Annotated in this window: 12 protein-coding genes; 9 read left to right on the top strand and 3 right to left on the bottom strand. The window is 48.6% G+C overall.

Going from position 1 to position 21,908, the window contains the following annotated elements:
• Nucleotides 1–409: 409 nt before the first annotated feature.
• From AABK39_RS15170 to AABK39_RS15130, 9 genes are all read left to right on the top strand, one after another.
• Complete coding sequence (locus tag AABK39_RS15170; protein ID WP_338392190.1) at nucleotides 410–2,620, top strand: HAMP domain-containing sensor histidine kinase; 2,211 nt, start codon at nucleotides 410–412, stop codon at nucleotides 2,618–2,620.
• Nucleotides 2,621–2,660: 40 nt separating this feature from the next.
• The gene (locus tag AABK39_RS15165; protein ID WP_338392189.1) at nucleotides 2,661–3,020 is read left to right on the top strand and encodes a hypothetical protein; all 360 of its coding nucleotides are present in this window, start codon (nucleotides 2,661–2,663) and stop codon (nucleotides 3,018–3,020) included.
• A 347-nt stretch (nucleotides 3,021–3,367) separates the two neighbouring features.
• Nucleotides 3,368–4,267 (top strand): ABC transporter ATP-binding protein, encoded by a 900-nt coding sequence (locus AABK39_RS15160; protein WP_338392188.1) that lies wholly within the window; start codon nucleotides 3,368–3,370, stop codon nucleotides 4,265–4,267.
• A gap of 54 nt (nucleotides 4,268–4,321) precedes the next feature.
• Complete coding sequence (locus tag AABK39_RS15155) at nucleotides 4,322–7,588, top strand: golvesin C-terminal-like domain-containing protein (RefSeq protein WP_338392187.1); 3,267 nt, start codon at nucleotides 4,322–4,324, stop codon at nucleotides 7,586–7,588.
• Between the two features lie 60 nt (nucleotides 7,589–7,648).
• Entirely contained in the window at nucleotides 7,649–9,226 is a 1,578-nt protein-coding gene (locus AABK39_RS15150; RefSeq protein WP_338392186.1) for a TolC family protein, read from the top strand.
• 19 nt (nucleotides 9,227–9,245) lie between these two features.
• Nucleotides 9,246–10,313, top strand: coding sequence for an efflux RND transporter periplasmic adaptor subunit (locus AABK39_RS15145; RefSeq protein WP_338392185.1), 1,068 nt, complete (start codon nucleotides 9,246–9,248; stop codon nucleotides 10,311–10,313).
• A gap of 69 nt (nucleotides 10,314–10,382) precedes the next feature.
• Nucleotides 10,383–13,511, top strand: coding sequence for an efflux RND transporter permease subunit (locus tag AABK39_RS15140; RefSeq protein ID WP_338392184.1), 3,129 nt, complete (start codon nucleotides 10,383–10,385; stop codon nucleotides 13,509–13,511).
• Between the two features lie 37 nt (nucleotides 13,512–13,548).
• Nucleotides 13,549–18,264, top strand: coding sequence for an efflux RND transporter permease subunit (locus tag AABK39_RS15135; protein ID WP_338392183.1), 4,716 nt, complete (start codon nucleotides 13,549–13,551; stop codon nucleotides 18,262–18,264).
• Between the two features lie 38 nt (nucleotides 18,265–18,302).
• Nucleotides 18,303–19,004 carry a hypothetical protein gene (locus AABK39_RS15130; protein WP_338392182.1) on the top strand — a complete coding sequence of 234 codons (702 nt, stop codon included), beginning with the start codon at nucleotides 18,303–18,305 and terminating at the stop codon, nucleotides 19,002–19,004.
• Nucleotides 19,005–19,210: 206 nt separating this feature from the next.
• Here AABK39_RS15130 and AABK39_RS15125 read toward each other — a convergent pair whose 3' ends face one another.
• The 3 genes from AABK39_RS15125 to AABK39_RS15115 form a co-directional block, all read right to left on the bottom strand.
• Nucleotides 19,211–19,687: a DinB family protein gene (locus AABK39_RS15125; protein WP_338392181.1), complete on the bottom strand. Its 477-nt coding sequence runs from the start codon at nucleotides 19,685–19,687 to the stop codon at nucleotides 19,211–19,213.
• An 85-nt stretch (nucleotides 19,688–19,772) separates the two neighbouring features.
• Nucleotides 19,773–20,507, bottom strand: coding sequence for a GNAT family N-acetyltransferase (locus tag AABK39_RS15120; protein ID WP_338392180.1), 735 nt, complete (start codon nucleotides 20,505–20,507; stop codon nucleotides 19,773–19,775).
• A gap of 584 nt (nucleotides 20,508–21,091) precedes the next feature.
• A complete protein-coding gene (locus tag AABK39_RS15115) occupies nucleotides 21,092–21,886 on the bottom strand; it encodes a thymidylate synthase (RefSeq protein WP_338392179.1) in 795 nt (264 codons plus the stop codon).
• Nucleotides 21,887–21,908: the final 22 nt, after the last annotated feature.

Below are 21,908 nucleotides of genomic sequence, written 5' to 3'. Positions count from 1 at the left end.
GTTAATTTCGCAATAAAAACAATGAAATTATGATTTGTTCGCATAAAAATAATCATTTTGTTGCTTCTTTTGTGGTTTGTGCGATTTGCGGGGCTAGTGGTTGTGAATTCGGGAGGGCTTAAAGTTTTTATTTTTTATAGTCTTGTAATATTTTCTTTTAAAGATATTTGTTTATTCTTTCATTTAATTATTTTCTTTTGATAAGATTGTTGTTTGAGGGTATGTATTTGTTATTTTTTTGTATTATAGTTTGCGTAAACCTACTTTTCTATTTTTGTTCCTGTTTTTTATTTAAAAACAGGAATAATACAAGGATGTGCTTTGAGTATATGCTTTTGAGGTTTACATGATTCTTGGGCAGGGAATTGTTTGGCTGTTTCGGTGATCCGAGACGAAAATCGAATAAGTATTGAAAAAAATCTACTGTATTGTTTTGGTGTTTTTTGTGCTGACGAATTCTTTATGGGCAGAGAATGAGAGAAGGAAAAGTCCGCCAAAAGCATCAAGAAACCTGAAAGCCATAAAACATAAAGCCTATGTCGACAGCCTTTTGGATGTCTCGTACGCTTACCGGAACACTACGCCCTTGGAAACGCAGAGGCTGTCGGAGTTGGCCTTGCTGAAATCGAAGAAGTGTGGTTTTACGTTTCGTGAAGGCAGGTCTTATTATCAGATAGGATTGGCGAGGTGGAATCTTGGCGATTTTGAGGGAGCGAAGAATAATATGGTTCGGGCTTTGGCGCTGGTCAAAAACACAAGTACGGCGTCGTTTGTGGCCAAAGTTAACCGTTCGTTAGGTGGTGTTTACTCCGATTTGTGCTTAATGGGAGAGTCGTTGGGCGCATTGCTCGAAGCCCGCGAGTATTATGTAGAGGCCGGTGATGTGAAGAACGAATTGTTGGTGGGGATGGATATCGCGTTAGTGTACAAACGCTTCGGTGTACATAAGTATGCGTTGAGGAATTTGCGGGAGTGTTCTGAATTTTTTAGCCAAAAAGCTCCCGAGTCGCCGGAGTACGGGATTATAGCCATGCGTACCGGAGAGGTGTTGGCTGATACCACATACGCTTCATTTGATTTTCTAAAGGCTTTGGCGTGCTTCAACAAAGCGAAAGAAGTTTTAGAGCCAAGAGGTCAGTATGTGTGGTTGGGGCGCTGTTTCCTTTTGTGGGGAGAGTTGTCGTTAAATCATAATATTCCCGATACGGCGCAGGCGAAGCATCTCTTGGGCGAGGCGTCACGAATCTACGGCATGGTGGAAAACCGCCGGGCTTTGGCGAAACTGGCATACCTAAAAGGGCGCTATAGCCTTCAGGTAGGAAAGAATGATCAGGCGAGTAAGCATTTCCGAGAATCGTTTCGCTTGTATAGTCAAGTGGAGGGGCTTATCAGTGATTGCGAGCCTTTGGATGTTATGGCCGATTTTTTCAAAGCTAACGGGGATGAGTCTTTGGGGTTTATGCTTAAGCGCAAGTACGTAAAGCATGCTTCTTTGAGAATGAAGAAGAAGAATTACGCTAATGTGGGCGGTTTTTTATCCGGCTACGAGATGAGTAAGCAACGGGAAGAAACCGAACGCTTGCGACAGGCGAATATGGATAGCGAATTGCGGCTTCAGCAGGCCGAAACCGTATCGGAAAGGCAATCGATTATTTTGTTGTTCGTTTCGGTTTTTCTATTGATCAATATGATTTTCGCTTACGCGATGTGGCGTTATAACAGGCTCCACCGAATGTTGATAGGCAAACTCAGAGGGTTTAACGACCATGTAAAACGTCAGCGTAAAAAGCTTAAGGAACAAGCGTTGAGTTTGGAAGAGGCCAATCGTTATGTGGAGGAAATGAACCGGAGACTGGAACGGAAAGTAAAAAGACGGACAGAGCAGCTTAATCGTACGCATGGAGAAATGAACGAGCTGCTTTACCGGGCTTCGCACGATTTCAGGCAACCGATCACTACCATTTTAGGGCTTTGTGGCCTAGCGAATATGTCGTCGGGAATTTCCTCTGAAGCCCGTGAGCTCTTCGGAAATGTGGATCTTACTATCCGGAAAATGGACGATATGCTGGGTAAGCTACAGGCCGTGGGAGAGCTTTATTTTGAGCGCCCGCATAGGCAGTGGATGTCGGTTAGCGATGTGTTGGGTTCGGTTTGTGGGGAATTTACGAAAGAGGCTGAGCGTTTCGATGTCAGATTGGAGACTGAAGTAGGGGATCTACCGGATCTTTATACATTCCCAATGGCGTTTGAGTTGATATTCAAGCATTTGATTCATAATGCGATTGTGTTTAGAAGTCAGGACGACGCTTTTGTAAAGGTTATCGTAAGTAAGAAAGGAGAGGCGCTAAGCCTAGTTGTGGAGGATAACGGAGAGGGAATCGACGAGGAGCATATTTCGAAAGTCTTTGACATCTATTTTAGGGCAAATAGGAAGTCGAAAGGAAATGGTCTTGGACTGTTTGTGGTTAGTCGGGCGGTGGAAAAGCTGAGGGGGAAAGTGGTGATCACAAGCGAGCCGAGTAAAGGGACGAGATTTGAGATTTTGATGCCTTATCCAGAGGAAGAAAGCAAGCCAAGAGGGAAGAAGAAAAAAGAGACTGTTTTACCGCAAAAGGCATAAGTTTTGAAAGGTTGTAAGAAAACCTCAAAACTTTATGCGAATGGAATATAATTACCTACTTAAGAAATTGGCGTCTCGGGCCGAATCCGTCAAAATGGAGCGGGTTTCCACTTTGGAACGGAGAAAGGTCACGCTGAAATCCGTTTTGAGACGGCACCCCAAAAAGCAGAGCATTTACTCGGTCAGGTTTCAGTTGGAAGCCAAAGGGGTTGGCTCGTTTAACCTGAGCGTTCGTTATGTGTCCACTTTCAAAGCCCCCGATATAGCGGAAGGCGAACCTTTGAAGAAAAGTCTGCGAGCTTCTGGTTATGCGGAGCTGAAAAACTGTGTTGAGAATATAGCGGAGGGCGCGGGCTTCGGAAGTTTTCGTTTGCCTTCGGGTTTGTTTGGCAGTTTATGATTTTAGATTATGTCTTTTAATCAAAGAAATACGTCCTTCGGGACGTTTTTTTTAGTTGATATTTTTTAGTCGATTAAACTTTTATCCATTTAGCGAATCGTAGTACGGGAGGCGATTCTCCGAACAGGGGGGCGTTATTCACCAAAATAAGCCGCTTGTATAAAAATAAAGACAAAGTAGAGGGGATTTAACGTAATTAAGAATTGAGATTATTCGTTAGGAAGGTAGGGGCGATAATTCATTCAGATTTTTTTCAGAATGGGTGGATAACTTGTCTCGGACCTTTTTCGATACGACAGTCTATTTTCGGGACCGTTCTCCGAGCGGACAAAAATTTTTAGTTTGATATGCCTATTGAAATCCGAAACCTGAACAAGATTTATAAAAACGGCCACCAAGCGCTAACTGACGTAAACCTTACGATTGACGAAGGTATGTTCGGGCTTTTGGGACCTAATGGCGCGGGCAAATCCAGCCTCATGAGGATATTGGTCACGCTGGCCGATCCCAGTTCGGGAACGGTCAAGGTAAACGGTTATGACCTGAAAAGAAACAAAGGGGAAATCCGGACGATGTTGGGCTATCTGCCTCAAGATTTCCGGTATTTCGCAAAGCTAAAGGCGTGGGAGTTTTTGGATTACTCAGCATCCCTTTCGGGAATGAAGAACCGTAGAGCCCGCCGAGAGGCGGTTGACGAGCAGTTGAGATCCGTCGGCCTTTTCGATGTCCGGGACAGGCTGGCGAATAAGCTGTCCGGCGGTATGAAGCGTCGTCTGGGGATCGCCCAAGCGCTGATCGGCGACCCGAGAGTAGTGATTGTGGACGAGCCCACCACGGGCCTTGACCCTGACGAAAGGATTCGTTTTCGGAATTTGCTGACCAACTTGAGCCGTAAAGAGGTGGTGATTATCCTTTCCACCCATATTGTGGGTGATATTTCCAGTAGCTGTAAAGACATGGCCTTGCTGAATTTGGGCCAAGTAAGATATAAAGGTTCTCCGAAAGGCTTTTTGGATTTGGCCAAAGGAAGTGTCTGGCGAATGAAGGTGGCTTACGATGATTTGGATAAAGTGAAAAACGAAATGCACGTTATCGCCACTATTCCTGACGAAGACTGCTGGCTAGTGGAAGTGGTGGCCGAAGATCTCGGCAATTTTAAAGGCGAGGCTATCGAGCCCAACCTTGAGCACGCTTACGTATATTTTACGGAATTCGGGATGAGGGACGGTGTAATCGCCGGTGTCTGATCTTGAGTTTTTTTCTTTTTTGGCTGATAAATCGATAAAAGGCATATGTTGTCGTTGCGAAATATACTGACGATTTCCAAGTACGAGTTTAGGGTACTTTACCGTGGGTGGTTCTTCCGGATATTCTCCCTTTTGGTGTTAATTATCTGCACTATCAATAGCTTGGGCATGACGGGGGTTTTTGATAATAGCGGAAATGGTTACTGGCCGATGATAGCCATGTCGGGAGCTGTTCCTTACTTTAGTATCACGTTGCTCAATATGATAGAAGTCGTAATGACCGTTTTTCTGGCCTCGGACTTTTTGAAACGTGACAAAAAGCTGGATACCACTGTAGTGATTTATGCAAGGCCAATGTCGAACGGAGATTACGTGTTGGGCAAACTGCTGAGTATTGTTTCTCTGTTTTCGTTATTCAATCTGTTAGCGCTTACGGTTATCGGAGCCATTGTGGGATTCAATCCGTATCTGACTTTGGATGTACGCGATTATTTGATAAGCTTCTTTATTTTTGGCATTCCTCCATTGCTTTTTGTTACGGGCTTGTCCTTTGTGGTCATGTCAATGCTTAAAAACCAAGCGTTGACTTTTGTTGTCTTGCTCGCTTACGGAGCCGTATCCGTTTTTTACCTATACGATTTCCATCCGATACTCGACTTTACAGCGTTCTGGCACGCCAATATGCCTTCGGAAATCGTAGGTTTTATAGAATTTGACAAGATGCTTTGGATGCGGGCGCCGTACCTGAGCGCCGGAATCTCTTTCGTTTTGTTTACCGTAGCGCTGATTGACCGCCCGTGGCAATCTAGGCCGTTGAGAATGTTTTGCCTGACCACGGGAATTTTGGGATTGGGTTTCGGTGGGTTTTCGGCTTGGAAGGTTCTGGAAGGAGAAAAAGAAACTAAGCGGTTGGCCAAAGAAATCGGGCAGTTAAAAGAACAATACGCCGACGCCCCGGAACTCAGTATGTCGCAATGCGATTTGAAGCTGAGCCAAAAAGCTGGAGGTACGATTGATGTTGATGCCGGGCTGAAATTGAAAAATATTTCCGGAGAAGTGGCTGACACTTTGGTGATGCGTTTGAATCCGGCCTTGAATATTGATTCGCTTTGGGCAAAGAAACAGAACGTGACTTTTACTAGAAAAGGACATTTGCTGTTGATAGTGCCTGAAAAACCGTTGTCGCCTGAGCAGTCGATTATTGTGAAAATCCGCTACTCGGGAGGTTTGGCCGATTACGGTAATCACAAGACCCAAGACATCTGGGATATGGCCAAAATGGAACGTGGTAGGGTTTTCCTAAAGGACAATTACGCTTTGCTTTTGCCCAAAGTGAATTGGTATCCGCAACCTGGGGCCGGCTATTCCGAATTCGGTGGTTTCGGTAAGGAGCGGAACTTCACTTGGTTTACGTTGAATGTGACTCCATTGTCGGGCCTTACGCCAATATCCCAAGGCGAGATGACGGAAAAAGACGGCGTTTACAAGTTTGTTCATGAGGATCCTCTGCCGGTCATTTCATTGGCGATTGGTGATTATGAGATGAAATCCGTAAAAACGGAGGATCTCGAATACCGCTTGGCCGTATTCAAAGGCCACGACACTTTTACGCATTATTTCGATTCTCTGGACTCGAAAGCGGTTGGCGAAAAGTTTGACGAAGTACGCGAAAAGTTTGAGAGCTCTTCGGACAGAATATATCCTTACGCCCGCTTTAATTTGGTGGAGGTACCGATCCAGCTTTCGGATAGGGAGCCGGAGGCCGCTATGCAACCCGAAATGTTTTACTACAGGGAAAAAGGCGCGGCGTATTATTTTGCGAACATCAGGAGCCGTTTCTATTGGACAAAGAACAGAAATAAAAGCCAATCGCCGAAGGATAGGCAGTTGGATGTTTTGAACCAAGTTGCCCATAGCCTTGTCCGTTGGAACGATTGGAACGGACGCGAGACGATTTTTAAGAACTATTATTCCTTCTCGAATTATCTGAAATCGGACGAATGGTCTTTTATGGACATGGCCATGGAATCGTACCTCAAAAACGGTAAAAAAGCCGGAGGAAGCGACCGACACCGTTGGTGGGGAGGTGGACTCTCAAAAGAAGACCGCGTAAATATGGCGCTCCAGCATAAGTCAATGGCGCAGATTATGGAAGATACCGCCCAGCACGGACTTTTGCGGGATCTGGTAGCGGCCAAAGGCGGCTATCTTTTCGGACTGGTTTCTTATAAAATGGGCGAAGAGCGTTTTGAAAACTATCTGGACAGCGTATTGGACGAGAACTTATTCCGGCAGTTTGACCTTGAGGAGTTGAAAGCTACTTTGGTCAAGGAAGAGGGAATCGATATAGAACCTTATCTACAAGCTTTGCTTGACGCAAAACAGTTGCCGGCTTTTGAGCTAAGAAATTATGAAGTCTTCAGGTTTAAAGAAGACGACGCTACCCGTTTTCAGTTAGTCCTTACCATTGCCAATAAAGAAAATGCCACAGGCTTGGTCACCGTAGAGCTTGGTGGTCATAGACGTGGTCGCGGCCGTGGTGGCCGTGGAGGCGGAAACGATGAGCCGATTTCCAAAGCCTTCGAAATTTTAGGCAACAGAATGGTTCGGATTGGAATTGTTTCGGATGAAAAATTCTCGAACGTCTCGATAAACGCGCTCATCTCTCAGAACCTGCCTGCCAAAAGGTTGGTCAATCTCGACGGAAAGCCAGACAAGCGAAACAGTTGGAAAGCCTTCGAAGGTTTGGAGGAGTTAGGGCCGTACAAACCTTTGGACAAGCATGGGGAGTTGATTGTGGATAATGAGGATGAGGGCTTTCACGTAGAGGCGGATTCCGTATCCAGGGGCGTTTTGAAAGCTTGGGTTGACGACAGACAGGTAAAACTCGACGACAAATATAGCGGACTCAGGATTTGGAGCTTGCCGAACCGTTGGAGGGCTTTCGTGAACAATGACTGCTATGGGAACATTGTCCGCTCGGCGGAGTACACGAGGCCGGGTTACGGAGAGAAACGGGCTGTTTGGGAACAGGATATTCCGGAAGAGGGGTATTACGAAGTTTTCGCCTTCTGCCATTCGGTCAAGAAGTGGTGGCGTAGAAATAAACCGAAAAAGAGGGAGAAAGAGACGCAGACTTACGCTGTTGGGCATAGCGAGGGTTCCGATGATGTGGAAGTCGATATGCCTAAACACGGCTCGGAATGGCGTAGTTTGGGAGTTTTTTATTTTGAAAAAGGGAAAGCGAAAGTGACGCTGACCAACCGCACGACGGCCAATTATGTGGTGGCCGACGCAATCAAATGGATCAAGTCAGATTGATGGTTGCGGGTGATTTTTATTGAAGTTTTGCACAAAAAGGGAAAATCTAATAAAGCCAATATGTTAAAGTTTTTTGGAAAAGGGAATTTATTTAGGGAGCGAGTCGTCCGCTTGGCGCTCGTGGTTGCGTTTGGCCTTGCGCTTTCGGGAAATGTGCATGCCCAGCGTGTATTGAACCTTGAACAAGCGTTAGAAGTGGCCTTTGAGAACAGTCCGAGGCTAAAGAAAACGGAAATCAGCAAGGAGATCAGCGCCGAAAGGCTCAAGGCCCAGAAGGCGTCGTTGAAGACTCAGTTTAGCTTGGATCTGACTCCTTTCACTTACTCGAACCAGAACCAATTGAACCAGTCTTTCTCCCAATATTTCACGGTGGAGAATTATCAATCGGACGGTAGCTTCAGGGCTTCTCAACCAATTGTATTTACAGGGGGTACGGTATCGTTGGTTGACCGTTTCAGATGGACCAAGAACGTTTCGGAACAGTTTAACAATAACAGTACGGGAGCGCCGGGTGATGCGGGTAGTAAGCCGAATATCAATGAGTCGTACAGAAACAATGTCTATCTGGAGCTGAACCAGCCTTTGTTTACTTATAACAAAACCCGGATGGAGCTTATCCAGCTGGAGTATGAGTATGAGCGGGCGGAGATGAATTATTACCTCAGCCGTATGAATGTGGAGCGCGATGTGACGACGAGTTTCTATAACCTTTATACTAACCAAAACAACGTGGAGGTAAAGGAAGAGGAACTCAAAAATCAGCAGGCCAGCTACGATATTATCAAAAATAAGGTGGAAGCGGGGCTTGCCGCAAAGGAGGAGCTTTATCAGGCGGAGCTGAACCTTTTGCAGACTAAACAGGGCTTATATAACGCCCAGATTAATCTGGAAAATACCAAAGACTCGTTTAAGCAGTTGTTGGGGATTTCAGTGTACGAGGATATTCTGATTTTGGAAAAAGTTCAGATGTCTCCAGTGGAGATCGATCCCGAATTCGCTATTCAGAAAGGCCTTGACCAACGTTTCGAATTGAGGCAGTTGGATATCGATATGCAAAATGCCCGTTTTGATCTGATCCAGACTAAAAACCAAGGCGACTTGAACGGTCAGCTTTCCGCTCGTTTCGGACTTTCGGGTAATGACGAATTACTGCAAGACGTTTATAGCAACCCTGTTCGCGATCAGCTTTACAGCGTTTCGCTTTCAGTACCGATTTGGGATTGGGGAGCGCGTAAAGCGAGAGTGAAAGCTTCGCAACTCCAAATAAAGAATAAGGAAATTGATATCTCAGATCAGCGAATCAATATCCAGATCAACGTCCGCAAAGCGTTACGCCAGCTGGACAACTTGCTCCGCCAAGTGGAAATCGACCAGCAGAACCTCAAAAATGCTGAACTCACATACGAGATCAACTTGGAACGTTACAAAAATGGCGATTTGACGAGTATAGACCTGAATCGTTACCAAAAACAGCTTTCCGACGCCAAGACGAACATCACCAAAACGCTGATTGACTACAAAGTGGAACTCCTCAATGTCAAGCTTCTGACGCTTTGGGATTTTGAAAAGAATGCTTCTAGCATTCCCCAAAATATGGCGGAAAAGAAAGAGCTGAAGGGACTTCGCGGAATGTATTAATTTGAAAAAGACTTGTGTAATGAAATATATCAACAAAATTCTTTTTGGAGCGCTTGTAGTCGGGACGGCGCTAGGCTTCGGTTCCTGCAAAAAACACCAAGGTGGAGCCAGCCAAGAAATCCCTGTGCCTGTATCCGTAACCGATCTTAGGCTCGGATCTATCAGCAAGTTTGTGGAAGCTTCCGGAACCGTTCAGCCCAAAGGCAAAGTGGAACTCGCCTCGGAGATGGCGGGAGCTTATCGTTTGAGAAGAAACCCTAAAACTGGACGTCCTTACGCTTTGGGCGACAAGGTTAGGAAAGGAGAGGTGATCATTAAGCTTGAGGACAAAGAGTACGAAAACGGAATCCGTTTCGAATCCAGCAAACTCAGCCTCGACATTAACAAGCAGGAGCTTGAAAAGCAGAAGAAGCTTTACGAAAAAGGGGGCGTGACGCTACGCGATATGCGCAATTCCGAAAAAAGCTATATCGACGCTACTTACGCTTTCGAAGATTCGAAAATCAAGATGGACAAGATGCTGATCAAAGCTCCGTTTGACGGCGTGATCACGGATTTACCATATTTTTCCAACGGAGTGAAAGTCAAAAACGGCGAGGCATTGGCCACTGTCATGAGTTACAAACAGCTGCTGTTGGAAGTGAAATTGCCGGCCAAGGATTTTATGGATCTGAAATCGGGTCAGCAGGTGTTGGTGACTAACCACAACTTGCCCGACGATACGCTGAAAGGCGAAGTGCGTGAAATATCGCCTTCCATTGACGAGACTACGCGAACGTTCAAAAGCAAGATCACGATCGAGAACAGCGGAATGCTTCTTCGTCCGGGTATGTTCGTGCAAGCCAACATCGAAGTGGCCCGCGCCGACAGTGTTGTCGTTGTGCCGAAAGACTACCTGCTCGCCCGCCGACATGGCAAGTCTGTGTTTGTGGTTGAGAAAACCCGCGCCAAAGAGCGTCGCTTGAGATTGGGTATCCAAAACAAGGACTTTGTGGAAGTGAAAGCCGGCCTGAGCAAAGGAGACCGGATGGTGACCAAAGGATTCGAGACTTTGGGCAATGAGGCAAAAGTGAAAGTCCTGCAATAAGGGCCGTTTTTTTGAACGATAAGGCTTCGGTTACGCAGTGGCCGGCGCCTCATTACATAAGTTTGAATTATGAAGAAACTTACGAGTTTTTCGGTCCGATATCCGGTCACGGTCCTGATGCTGGTGTTGGCGGTGTTGCTCTTGGGTACCATCTCCTTCGGCAAACTGGGCATCGACCTGTTTCCGGACATGGAAAGTCCGAAACTGTTTATAGAGCTGAAGGCCGGCGAACGCTCGCCTGAGGAAATAGAGAGGCAATTCGTAACCAACCTGGAAGGAATCGCCCTCCAACAGCGCGACGTTTCCGAAGTGTACTCCGTATGCCGTGTGGGTTCGTCCCGTATTACCGTGCAGTACAATTGGGGAAAAGACATGGACGAGGCCTTCTTGGATCTCCAAAGGGCCATAACCCCGATTCAGGCTCAAAACGCCACAACCATCGAGGAACTTAGCGTAACCCGGCATTCGCCGAACGAAAAAGCGGTGATGCTGTTTGCGCTTACCCACCCGGGTGTCGAAGATACGGACGAGATTCGTCGTGTGGCGGAAAACTACATCCGCAACGAGCTGATCCGGGCGGAAGGCGTGGCGGACGTAAGGCTGATAGGAAAAGAAACGAGGGAACTGATCGTGGAGGCCGACCCTTACCTGATGGAAGCCCACGGCGTAACGGCTAGCCAAATCAACTCCAAAATTCAGGAATACAACCGTTCCGTCTCCGGCGGATCGATTGTGGAGACTGGAACCAAATACACGGTAAAAGGCGTAAGTCTGCTGGAATCTCCTGAGGCCTTCGGCGATATCATCCTGAAAATGGTGGAAAGCAAAGTGGGACAGGAAACGCAAGGCGAACCCGTTCCCGTCTTTTTGCGAGAAGTGGCCAAAATCCGTTACGAAAACTCCCAACCCGATAACATCGCCCGGGTGAACGGGCGCCGTTGCATCGGTATGGCGGTTTATAAAGAGCCCGGTTTTAACACCGTTAAGGCTGTCGAGAATGTAAACACGGGGCTTGACAAGATCAAAGACGCCCTTCCCGGCTATAATTTCACCCAAGTTTATGACCAGGGCGCCTTTATCCAAAGCGCCATCGGAGAGGTGAAGGAATCCGCTTTGGTGGGTATCGTGTTGGCCGTGATCGTACTCTTCGTGTTTTTGCGCAGAGTTGGCGTTACGATGATTATCAGCGTAGCCATTCCGGTATCTATCGTTGCCACGTTTAACCTGATGTATTTCAACGGGCTTACGCTCAATATCATGACATTGGGCGGTTTGGCTCTGGGCGCTGGAATGCTTGTCGATAATGCCATCGTGGTCATGGAAAATATCTTCCGTCATATCGAATCCGGCAAGACGATAAAGCAGTCGGCTATAGACGGTACAGCCGAAATCGGCGGGGCCATCACGGCTTCTACTTTGACCACTATCGTAGTGTTCCTCCCGATCGTGTACCTGCACGGTGCGTCGGGTGAGCTTTTTAAAGACCAAGCCTGGACGGTGGCTTTTTCGTTGCTTTCGTCATTGGCGGTGGCTATCCTTTTGATTCCGATGTTGGTTTCCACTTTCTTCAAAGACAAGAAACAGGAAGCCTCTAAAAAGGCGGAAGAGAAATCGGTTAAGTTTTCCGGTTACGGAAGGTTCCTTGACGGGGTGTTGCGTGTCCGCACGGGCGTGTTGATCGGAGCTATCGCTTTGGTTGCTTTGGGTTTTGTATTGGTACCGATAGTGGGTAGCGAATACGTTCCTAGTTCCGATAGCAATACGCTGACTGTGAAAGTGACTCTGCCGGAAAGCAGTCCTCTTTTGAGTACCGATAGGGTGATTCAGAATTTTGAAAGCGTAGCCCGAGAGCACTTCAAGGACTCGTTGGAAGTCTTTTATACGCAGACTGGTCCGGTGGATATCGACGCTTCGGACGAATCGGCGGTATTCGCTTCTGAAAACACCGCCGAGATCAAACTGAAGCTAAAGCCGGAAGTGGAATTGAGCATGGAAACCGTTGTGGATTTCACCCGCTCGTTTTTCTCAGGCAATAAAGAAATAAAGCTCGATTTTATTCGTGACGAAACGGCGCTCAACTCAACACTCGGTGACGAGGAAGCTCCCTTGGTAGTGGAAGTGATAGGTTCCGAAACCGGACCAATCATGGACTTGGCCAAAGCCGTAATGGATACTATGACCAGAATGGACGATGTCTACAACGTCAAGAATGTGACGGAAGGCGGAGCCAAACAGGTCGATGTGACTATCGATAAGGTGCGTGCCGGAATCTACGGCGTAACGGTCGAGCAGATCGTCTCCCAGTTAAAGGGCCGACTGTTGGGCGAAGACGCCGGAAAGTTCGAATACGAAGGCGAAATGAAGGAGATTCGGGTGAAAATGCCCGACACGTATCTCACCGAATTACGTGACATTCCGGTACAGGTGGGCGAAAAGTATTTCCGCCTTTCCGACGTGGCCAGCGTTTCGATCAGTGATTCGCCTAAAGAAGTGCTGAGAAGAAACCAGAACAAAATCGGAAAAATCACCGCGCATGTGAAGGACGGTAAGCCTTTCGATCATGTGGTGCTCGGTTTGGAAGAGAAGCTTTCGCAATTGCCCTTGCCGCAAGGCTACAGAGTGAAGGTGACCGGGCAGGAAGAGCAACGCAAGGAATCAGTCGATATGCTTACTTTCGCTTTGATTCTATCCGTGATTCTGGTGTATATGGTTATGGCTTCGCAGTTCGAGTCTTTGGTGCACCCGTTCACCATTCTGCTCACTATTCCGCTGGCGGCCGTCGGTTCTATCCTTACCTTCTTCTTTATCGGCGAGCCGTTGAATATCATGGCTTATATAGGCATAATCATGCTGGCGGGTATTGCCGTCAACGACTCCATCATATTGGTCGACGCCATTAACCAGCGCAAAGCCGAAGGCTATCCTCTGCGCAAGGCCATCGTGTTGGCCGGCGAGCAAAGGATCCGTCCGATTGTCATGACCAGTTTGACCACGATTCTCGCCCTGTTACCGATGGTGTTCGGTTTTGGCGACGGAGCCGAGCTTCGCGCCCCGATGGCCTGGGCCGTTATCGGCGGGCTAGTAACCTCCACGTTGTTGACTTTGGTGGTAATCCCGTGTGTATACGAGGTGTTCGATACTTGGGTGACCGCTTTGATGGGCAAGAAACAACAGGAGCCCGAACAGGAGCTTGTCTAGGCGCGTTTGCCCGCGCTTTACTTTTAAATGGTAAAGGATGAGATTTTTAATAGATCGAAAGATAACGATTTGCATGCTCTTCCTGGGGTTGGTGATGCTGGGGGTGGTCTCTTATGACCGGCTGAAGGTAGAGCTGTTCCCAAGTGTGGAGAGTCCGCAACTGGTGGTCAAGGTGATCGCTCCGCAGGAAGTGGCGCCCTCTTACATGGAGACGCAAGCCGTCGTGCCGTTGGAGGGAGCTATCGGAACCTTGCGGGGAATCGAAAGGCTGACCTCTGACGCTAGCCGGAGAAACGGCACCTTGAGGATCGAGTATGAGGAGGGGGTGAACCTGAAGTTCGCTTACCTTAGGCTCCAAGAGAAGATCGACGGCGTGTTGCCTACCTTGCCGGAAGGCTTCAGGGCCGTCATTCAGAAAATCGATACGGATAAGCTATCCAAACAGCTGATGTTGTTGCGCCTTTCCGGTACGGGCGACGTGGACCGGGTACGTAACATAGCCGACGAGGAGGTGGCTCCCGAGTTGCTCAACGTCGATGGCGTGGCGCATGTGGAAGTGCTGGGCGGACGAGAAAAGACCGTAGAGGTAATCTTGGACGAAAAGGCCTGCGAAGCGAACAACGTGACTCCTTCGAAGGTACGTTCCCTGCTTAGCAGTTCCAGCGCCAGCAAGGCGTTTGTTGGGGCCGTTACCGAAGGCGACCAGAGAATGTTTGTCAACGTTAGCGCCGAGTTTATCCAGCCCGAGGACATAGAGCGAGTAGTGGTGAAAAAGGACGGACCGGTTCTTTTGCGCGACATCGCTACCGTTATAGTGGGCGTGAAGGACGAGACCTCCTATAGCCGTGTGGACGGCAAGGAGGCGGTCAGTCTGATGCTCATTAACGATAACGAAACCAACCTGATAGAAACCGCCCATATAGCTCGGGCAGAGATAGAAAGGCTCAACGCCGAACTCAAACCGATGGGCGCTTCATTGGAAATACAGGAAGATTTGGCCGAACAGATGGAAAGCAATATCGACGAGATTATACGCCTTTCCCTTATCGGTGGTCTGCTTGCGGTGTTCGTGTTGTGGGTATTTCTGCGCGACTTCTCGTTGGCCGGCATCATCGCTTTGGCTATTCCGGTGTCGGTTACTGTGGCTTACAATCTTTTCTATGGCTTGGAGATTTCCATCAACAGCCTTACGCTGATGGGGATGGCGCTGGCCGTGGGTATGTTACTTGATAACGGCATTGTAGTACTTGAAAATATATACCGGAGGTCCGCTTCCGGCCAATCGCCAGACGGGGCCGTAACCGATGGTTCTCGCGAGATTTTCCGTTCGGTGATAGCGGCTACGCTTACTACCGTGGCCGTATTCCTGCCTTTTGTCTTCACTTCCGACTTTATGGTACAGGTCTTCGGACGCAATATCGGCGCTTCGATTATCTCGACGTTGCTGGTATCATTGGCCGTGGCCTTGTTGCTGATCCCTATGCTGATGCATCTGTACCTAAAAAGGAAAGGCAGGGTCAAGGGGAAGATATTCGACAACCTGACCGTAAGGGACCGTGTGGTGCAGATTTACTTCACTGTATTGAAGCTCTGTTTCCGTAACCCTACTACAGTATTGTTGTCTTCGGTGGTCGCTTTTGTGGTGTCCTTGGTCTTGGCGCTTACCTTGACCAGTTCGGAATCAAAGGAAGCCGCTTCCGATACTGTCAAGGTGTATGTCAGTATGCCCGAGGGAGCCACGCTTGAGACCACGGACCTTGTGACTAAGGAGATTGAGTACAGGCTTGATTCCTTGGCCGAAAAGAAAAGTATAGTCGTGGGAGTAAACGAAGGGGACGCCGTTGTGAGCGTTGTTTTGGTTGACGACTTCAAAAAGGTCAGGGGAAAAGAGTTTTACCAGATAAGCGAAGAGGTGGAAGGTCGCCTCAAAGGAATACGCGGAGGGGCCGATATTACCCTCGACGCCTCCGAATCGGACGGTAAGTTTGGTTCCGGCGGTGGCGGGATGGCGGCCATGGGTTCGTTCCTCAAGAGTATGGGGATAGGTGGCAACCGTGAACGGATCCTTGTAAAGGGCGCCGACTACGAAAAGATGCTGATAGTGGCCGAAGATCTCAAGTACCGTCTTGAGGAACAAGACTTCATAAGCTACGCTCGCCTGCGCAGTACAGGCGAAAGGCCCGAAGCCCACTTGCATTTCGACCCGAGGCTAATGTCCGCGCTTGGTGTCAACCTTTCCCAAGTGAGCCGTGAGCTTAACTCTTCGGGCAAGGAATTCACAGCCGATGTCAAGTTCAAAAGCGACAAGGAAGAATACGACGTAACCATTACGACAATACCTCCCGGAGAGGACCGCAAGCAAAAACGCGACAGGTCCTTGGCCGAACTGAAGGAGACAGGCATCACTTCCGGCGAAGACGCCGTTTATCCGCTGGATCAGGTCAGCAACGTGGTCTTGGCCTCAGGCGACGCCACTATCCGGAGGGAGAATCAGGAACGACGCGTCGAGCTGACATATAACTTCAACAGTGATCTCCGCGAATCCGAGGCCTCGCTTGAAGGCGCCCGCCAAGACGTACAGAACCTGATCGCCGACATGATGATTCCGTCGGGAATTGCGGTGGAGTGGGTGCCGGAAGAGGACGTTTTCGAAGAATATTACTTCCTGATAGCCGTAGCCTTTGTACTGATCTTTATGATCTTGGCCTCGGTTTTCGAATCGGCATTCCTGCCTTTGGTGCTTATGTTCACCATTCCGCTGGCCGCTACGGGATCATTCTTCATGTTGATGATAACGGGCCATCCGTTGCTTAACCAGAACACGCTTACAGGGTTCCTTATCCTCTTTGGTGTGGTGGTGAACAACAGTATAATCCTTATCGACTACACCAATAGCTTGAGGGCTCGTGGCCAAAGTCGTTCCAGAGCTTTGATGACGGCCGGCTTGGCGCGTTTGCGTCCTATTACCATCACGTCTCTCACTACCATAGTGGCTCTTATTCCTTTGGCCATGGGAGATTCCGAATATGTGGGCATGATCGGCCCGCCATTCGCCGTGACGGTGATCGGAGGCTTGGCTTTCAGTACCGTTTTTACGCTGGTGCTGGTACCGACGCTTTACACCGCTATGGAGACTTTCTTGGAATGGTTCAGGGAATTGCACGTGGCTTTGCGTATTCTGCAACTCGTGGCTTGGGTGGCCATCGGGTTTTCGGTTTACTTCTACATCGAGACCCTTACTTGGCAGATAGTCGCCGGATTGGGCGGTCTGTTGGGCGTACCGGCCATGATGTACTTTATACTTACCAGTTTCAAGACGGCGAGTGCGGAGCTTATACCTAAGTCGGAGCCAATCAGGATAGAGATACAGAACCTGGTGAAGGTGTACGGACGCCAGGGAACATTCGCCCGTGACTGGAAAGCGGGGGCTAAGATCAAGAAACGCTTGGGTATCCGCCAGCGTTACCGTAAGCTCTCCGACGCCAAAGCCTTGATATGGCAAGTGCCGTTCATGGTGTTCCTTACTTATTTTACCTTCTTCTATCTGGAAAGTTCGTTTTGGAATTTCATGGGCACCCTGCTGTTTATTTACAGTTTGAGTGCGGTCCTGAAGCCTATTTTCAGCGGACGGTTCCATCTAAAAGGATGGGTCAAAAACGTTTTGTATTGGCTTTCGCCGATGCCCGGCGCCGCATACTTCTTTATGCGATGGCAAAACCCTCCGCTTCTTATCTTCTTCCTTATCATCACTTACCTGTTGCTTTTCGCGAATAGGAAAACCAAGGAAGTCAATGATGAAAACTTCAGGCTGAAAAACTACAAGTGGTACAAACGTGGACTGATGGCCATGGTGAGCAAGTTGCCTTACTTCGGTAAGAAAACACCGCCGTTCCGTGCGCTTGACGGAGTCTCGTTCGATATCAAGCAGGGAATGTTCGGTTTGCTCGGGCCAAACGGTGCCGGCAAGTCAACCCTTATGAGGATTGTCTGCGGGATATTGGAACAAAGCTACGGCAAGGTGTGGATCAACGGCATCGACACCATGGAGAAACGCGAGGAGCTTCAGGGCCTGATCGGCTTTTTGCCGCAGGAATTCGGTACTTACGAGAACATGAGCGCTTACGAATTTCTCGACTATCAGGCCATTCTGAAGAAAATAACCGAGCCTACGGTCCGTGCCGAAAGGGTGGAGTACGTGTTGAAATCGGTGCACCTTTGGGATAAGAAAGACAGCAAGATCGGCTCTTTTTCCGGCGGCATGAAACAGCGAGTGGGTATCGCCCATATCTTGCTCCATCTGCCCCGCATCTTGGTGGTGGACGAACCTACCGCAGGACTCGATCCGAAGGAACGTATCCGATTCCGTAACCTGTTGGTGGAACTGAGTCGCGAGCGCGTGGTGATCTTCTCGACGCATATCTTGGAAGATATCTCCAGCTCCTGCGACCAAGTGGCCGTTATCCAGCGTGGCGACTTGAAGTATTTCGGATCTACCCGATACATGTCGCGGACAGCCGAAGGAAAGGTCTGGTTGCTGGATATCCCCGTGGAGGACTTCGAAGAGGCCGACAAAAAATACCATGTGGTGCATCATATGGAAGTGGACGACAAGGTGCGTATCAAGTGCCTTGCCCGCACAAGTCCCGCACCGGAGGCCCGCGAGGTCAAGCCTACGCTTGAGGACGCCTATTTGTGGCTGTTGAATTATGAAGTGAACAAAAGGGAAGAGGAACAGGAAGGCGTGCCGGCATAAGTCCGGTGCCCAACCTCTTACTTATATATTGTGACGATATGAAAAATCTAGCCGTACTCTGGAAATTCTCAAAGTATAACATGAGGGTGATCTTCGGCAACAAGTTCATCTACTTCTTCTTGGCAGCGGTCGTTATGTTCCTTCTTGTGGGCGCTCTCATGCTGTTCGAAGACGGGAGTATCATAAGGGAAGCCTCTATTTATACTCTCCTTTTGTTTCCGGGAGTGTTACTGATCTTCTATCCGGCCTCGTTCGGAATCCAAAACGACAAGGACGCTAAGATGTTGGAAATCATCTTTACCATACCGGACTACCGTTTCCGCGTCTGGATAGCCCGTCTGTTGATGGTTTACGTCATCGTGTACGTGCAGATTCTCGGGCTCACGGTCTTGGTTGATTACCTTGTGTTTTCCGTTCCGATAATGGAGATGTCGCTTCAGGTTATGTTCCCGCTTACGTTTCTAGGTTGCTTGGCCTTTATGATGTCGGCTCGATTGCGCAACGGCAACGCCTCCGCCTTGGTAGTGATCATACTATGCGTTGGCTTTATGGTAATGAGCGGAGAGCTGAAACAAAGCCAGTGGAATCTGTTTTTGAACCCGTTCGAAGATCCCGGCTCACTTAACGCCTTCGTTTGGCAGGACAGGTTATTGAACAATAGACTGTATATAGGGATAGCCTCGTTACTGGCGCTGATGTACAGCTTGGTGTGCCTGCAAAAAAGAGAAGGCTTCAGATAATATAAAAGATAGTTTTTCCGCAATCCTTTGGGGGGAGGCCAGTTGGCTTCCCCCCTGTCTTTTTACGGTAGCGGACGGTTCCTGAATTCAAATCGACCGCCATGATCTCCTTTAGGAGCTTGTGCCGACAAGAAAAATCACAAAGCCTTTTTCGCAAAGCGTCGGCCCGAACGGTTATAGAGCCCTTGGGTTCTGTTCTTTGGTCGTTACTCTTTTTCCACCAAAGCGAGTACAGCCTTACGGAGGGCCAAGGCGTAACCGTAATGCAAACTCTCGTGAATATTGTTGAAACGCATCGCGTCTTCGATAGATTCAAGTGTCACCCCGAAACTGGTGGTATAGGAATGGAAAGAAGAAAAGTCCATTGTCTTCAAATCTTCCGAAAGCTGGTCGGGAGTGTCGATAAGGAGTTGCCTGATCTCCGCCCACCTTTCGGGCTTAACGTTACCGGAAGGGGAAGAATCCTTCCTGTAGTTGCGGATCATGTCGCCGTCTACATGGCAACCGTGTCCCGCCAATTTGTAAGTAACCATCTGTTGCGTGACCAGAGAGTGGCCGATATTCCAGATGATATTATTCGTGAAACCTTCTGGAACGAGGTTCAATTGTTCCAAACTGAGGCCGTCCGCCAAGTCTAGGAAGTTCTTCCTAATGACGATGAGATTGTTTATGTGTTTGTTCATGATGTGATTTGTGTTATTTTCATAAAGGTAACAAAACCAAAATGAAATTGAACTTTATGGGTTTAAACTGTGAGTTTGCGTGCTTTTATTCCCTTGTTTTAAAGTTATCCATCACGAATTCACTCTTAAACCCTATCCTCTCATAGACTCCCTTGCCCATATCGGATGCCTGTAAGGTGGCTAATGTTGAGCCTTTTTGCTTGGCTGTTTCCAAACCGATCCACATCGCTTTTTCCGCTATCCCTTTTTTCCTCATGGTTTTCGTTATGCCCATAGCGTGGAAACCTACCGTGTCGCCTGAGAAATGGAGCAGAAGACAACCGGAAGGAATGCTGTCTTGAAAGACCAGATAATACGACACGTCGTTCCAGGTGTGGGCCAAAATGTTCTCGCCGATACGATAGCCGAACGATTCCTCGAAGAAGTCGCACCAAAGTTTGGCGTCCGTTTCGTTGCGCACAGGCCTCAAGACTATGTCGGGTACGGTGGGTGTAGTCTCCGGCACGGGCATGGACATCCCGATTTGCGAGAAGAGTTTTTCGAAACCGGCTGTCTCAAATTCCGGACGCATACTTTCGCCGTAGATTTCCCACGAGGGGACAATCATTCCGTCAGGCATGCTCGCCAAAACTTTGCGGGCTTGTGCCAAGTCATCTTTCGTAGGCTTGTTCCGAAACCATAGGCGGTTTGGCCATTGGGAGAAGGGAACAAAACAATGGTCGTATCTGGCGTCGGCGTTCAAATGCGCGCCGCTGGTCACCCGCCATAGTGAGGTAAGATTGTCAATGTTGCTTTTGATTGACTGTGGTATCATCTCCATTTGCATAAAAGGTTTTGTGGAGTTTAGGGCTTCTATGTCTGAGGTTTGCGAAAACGGCCGTGGTTTTATAAGCCGATAGTTCGTCCTAAATATAGAGGGAACGGAGAGAAACATTCCCGGGTTTTGAATAACTGCGAGTATTCCCGAGACCAACGGTCAAAACTCCGTATGAATCTTCTTGGGCGGACTTGTCCTGTTTGTCACCCAAAGGGGCTGGTCAATAAGAAAGAAGGCTAAGAAAACGGAAATCACTCAGGGAAAAAATCGAGAAGTCCTATCCCGAAAAACAAAACGATTTGACGAGGAATGAAAAAGGACACGTCCTTAATCTCAAAAGGCCATGGCCTTTTGGTCAATAGCCCATGGCCTCTTAGGTAAAAGCCCATGGCCTTTTTGAAGTGGGGCGCTGTCGTTTTGAAAAAGAGGTCTTGTCCTTTTATAAAAAACAAACCGAGGTGAGGGCGGAAAAGTCCTGTCTTTCAGCTTGGCTAGAGGTGACAATAACCAAAAAACAAAGCCCCGGACTAGCGCGCTATGGGCTTGTCCGGGGCTTGGTGCAGTATCGTATACGGATCCGGGAGGCTTTATACCGCTACCGGAGCCTTGATATGCGGGTGCGGATCATAGCCCGTCAGTTTGAAGTCCTCGAATTTGAACGAGAAAATGTCTTTGATGTCGGGGTTGATTTCCATCTTGGGCAGAGGCCTAGGCTCACGGCTCAGTTGGAGTTCCGCCTGCTCGAAATGGTTTTTGTACAAGTGGGCGTCACCGAAAGTATGGATGAATTCGCCCGGTTGGAGGTCGCAAACCTGCGCTACCATCATGGTGAGCAAGGCGTAAGACGCGATGTTGAACGGAACGCCAAGGAACACGTCGGCCGAGCGCTGGTATAGCTGGCAAGAGAGCTTGCCTTCGGCTACGTAAAACTGAAACATGGTGTGGCAAGGCGGCAAGGCCATGTGATCCACTTCGGCTACGTTCCAAGCGCTTACAATAAGGCGTCGCGAGTCGGGATTGGCTTTGATCTGACTGATCAGGGCTTCTATCTGATCTATGTGTCCGCCCTCTGGCGTAGGCCAGCTTCTCCATTGCGAACCGTAAACGGGACCCAACTCGCCATTCTCGTCGGCCCATTCGTCCCAGATCGACACGCCGTTCTCTTTGAGGTAACGTATGTTGGTTTCGCCTTTAAGGAACCAAAGCAACTCGTGGATGATCGAGCGCAGGTGCAGTTTTTTGGTGGTGACGGCGGGGAATCCTTCCGAGAGGTCGAATCTCATCTGGTGTCCGAAGACGCTTCTGGTGCCCGTGCCGGTGCGGTCGTCCTTGTCCGTTCCTTCATTGAGGATACGTGACATTAGGTCAAGATACTGCTTCATGGTTCTGTGTTGGTGAAGGGAC

The organism is Fulvitalea axinellae (assembly GCF_036492835.1).
Classification (GTDB): Bacteria; Bacteroidota; Bacteroidia; order Cytophagales; family Cyclobacteriaceae; genus Fulvitalea; species Fulvitalea axinellae.
Note: the sequence above shows the minus strand (reverse complement) of the source record. Positions and strands in the feature narration are given on the sequence as shown.

Coding starts and splice junctions, on each gene's coding strand:
- AABK39_RS15140 (WP_338392184.1), top strand. CDS start 10,383: ATGAAGAAACTTACGAGTTTTTCGGTCCGATATCCGGTCACGGTCCTG.
- AABK39_RS15160 (WP_338392188.1), top strand. CDS start 3,368: ATGCCTATTGAAATCCGAAACCTGAACAAGATTTATAAAAACGGCCAC.
- AABK39_RS15115 (WP_338392179.1), bottom strand. CDS start 21,886: ATGAAGCAGTATCTTGACCTAATGTCACGTATCCTCAATGAAGGAACG.
- AABK39_RS15135 (WP_338392183.1), top strand. CDS start 13,549: ATGAGATTTTTAATAGATCGAAAGATAACGATTTGCATGCTCTTCCTG.
- AABK39_RS15150 (WP_338392186.1), top strand. CDS start 7,649: ATGTTAAAGTTTTTTGGAAAAGGGAATTTATTTAGGGAGCGAGTCGTC.
- AABK39_RS15120 (WP_338392180.1), bottom strand. CDS start 20,507: ATGGAGATGATACCACAGTCAATCAAAAGCAACATTGACAATCTTACC.
- AABK39_RS15165 (WP_338392189.1), top strand. CDS start 2,661: ATGGAATATAATTACCTACTTAAGAAATTGGCGTCTCGGGCCGAATCC.
- AABK39_RS15125 (WP_338392181.1), bottom strand. CDS start 19,687: ATGAACAAACACATAAACAATCTCATCGTCATTAGGAAGAACTTCCTA.
- AABK39_RS15145 (WP_338392185.1), top strand. CDS start 9,246: ATGAAATATATCAACAAAATTCTTTTTGGAGCGCTTGTAGTCGGGACG.
- AABK39_RS15130 (WP_338392182.1), top strand. CDS start 18,303: ATGAAAAATCTAGCCGTACTCTGGAAATTCTCAAAGTATAACATGAGG.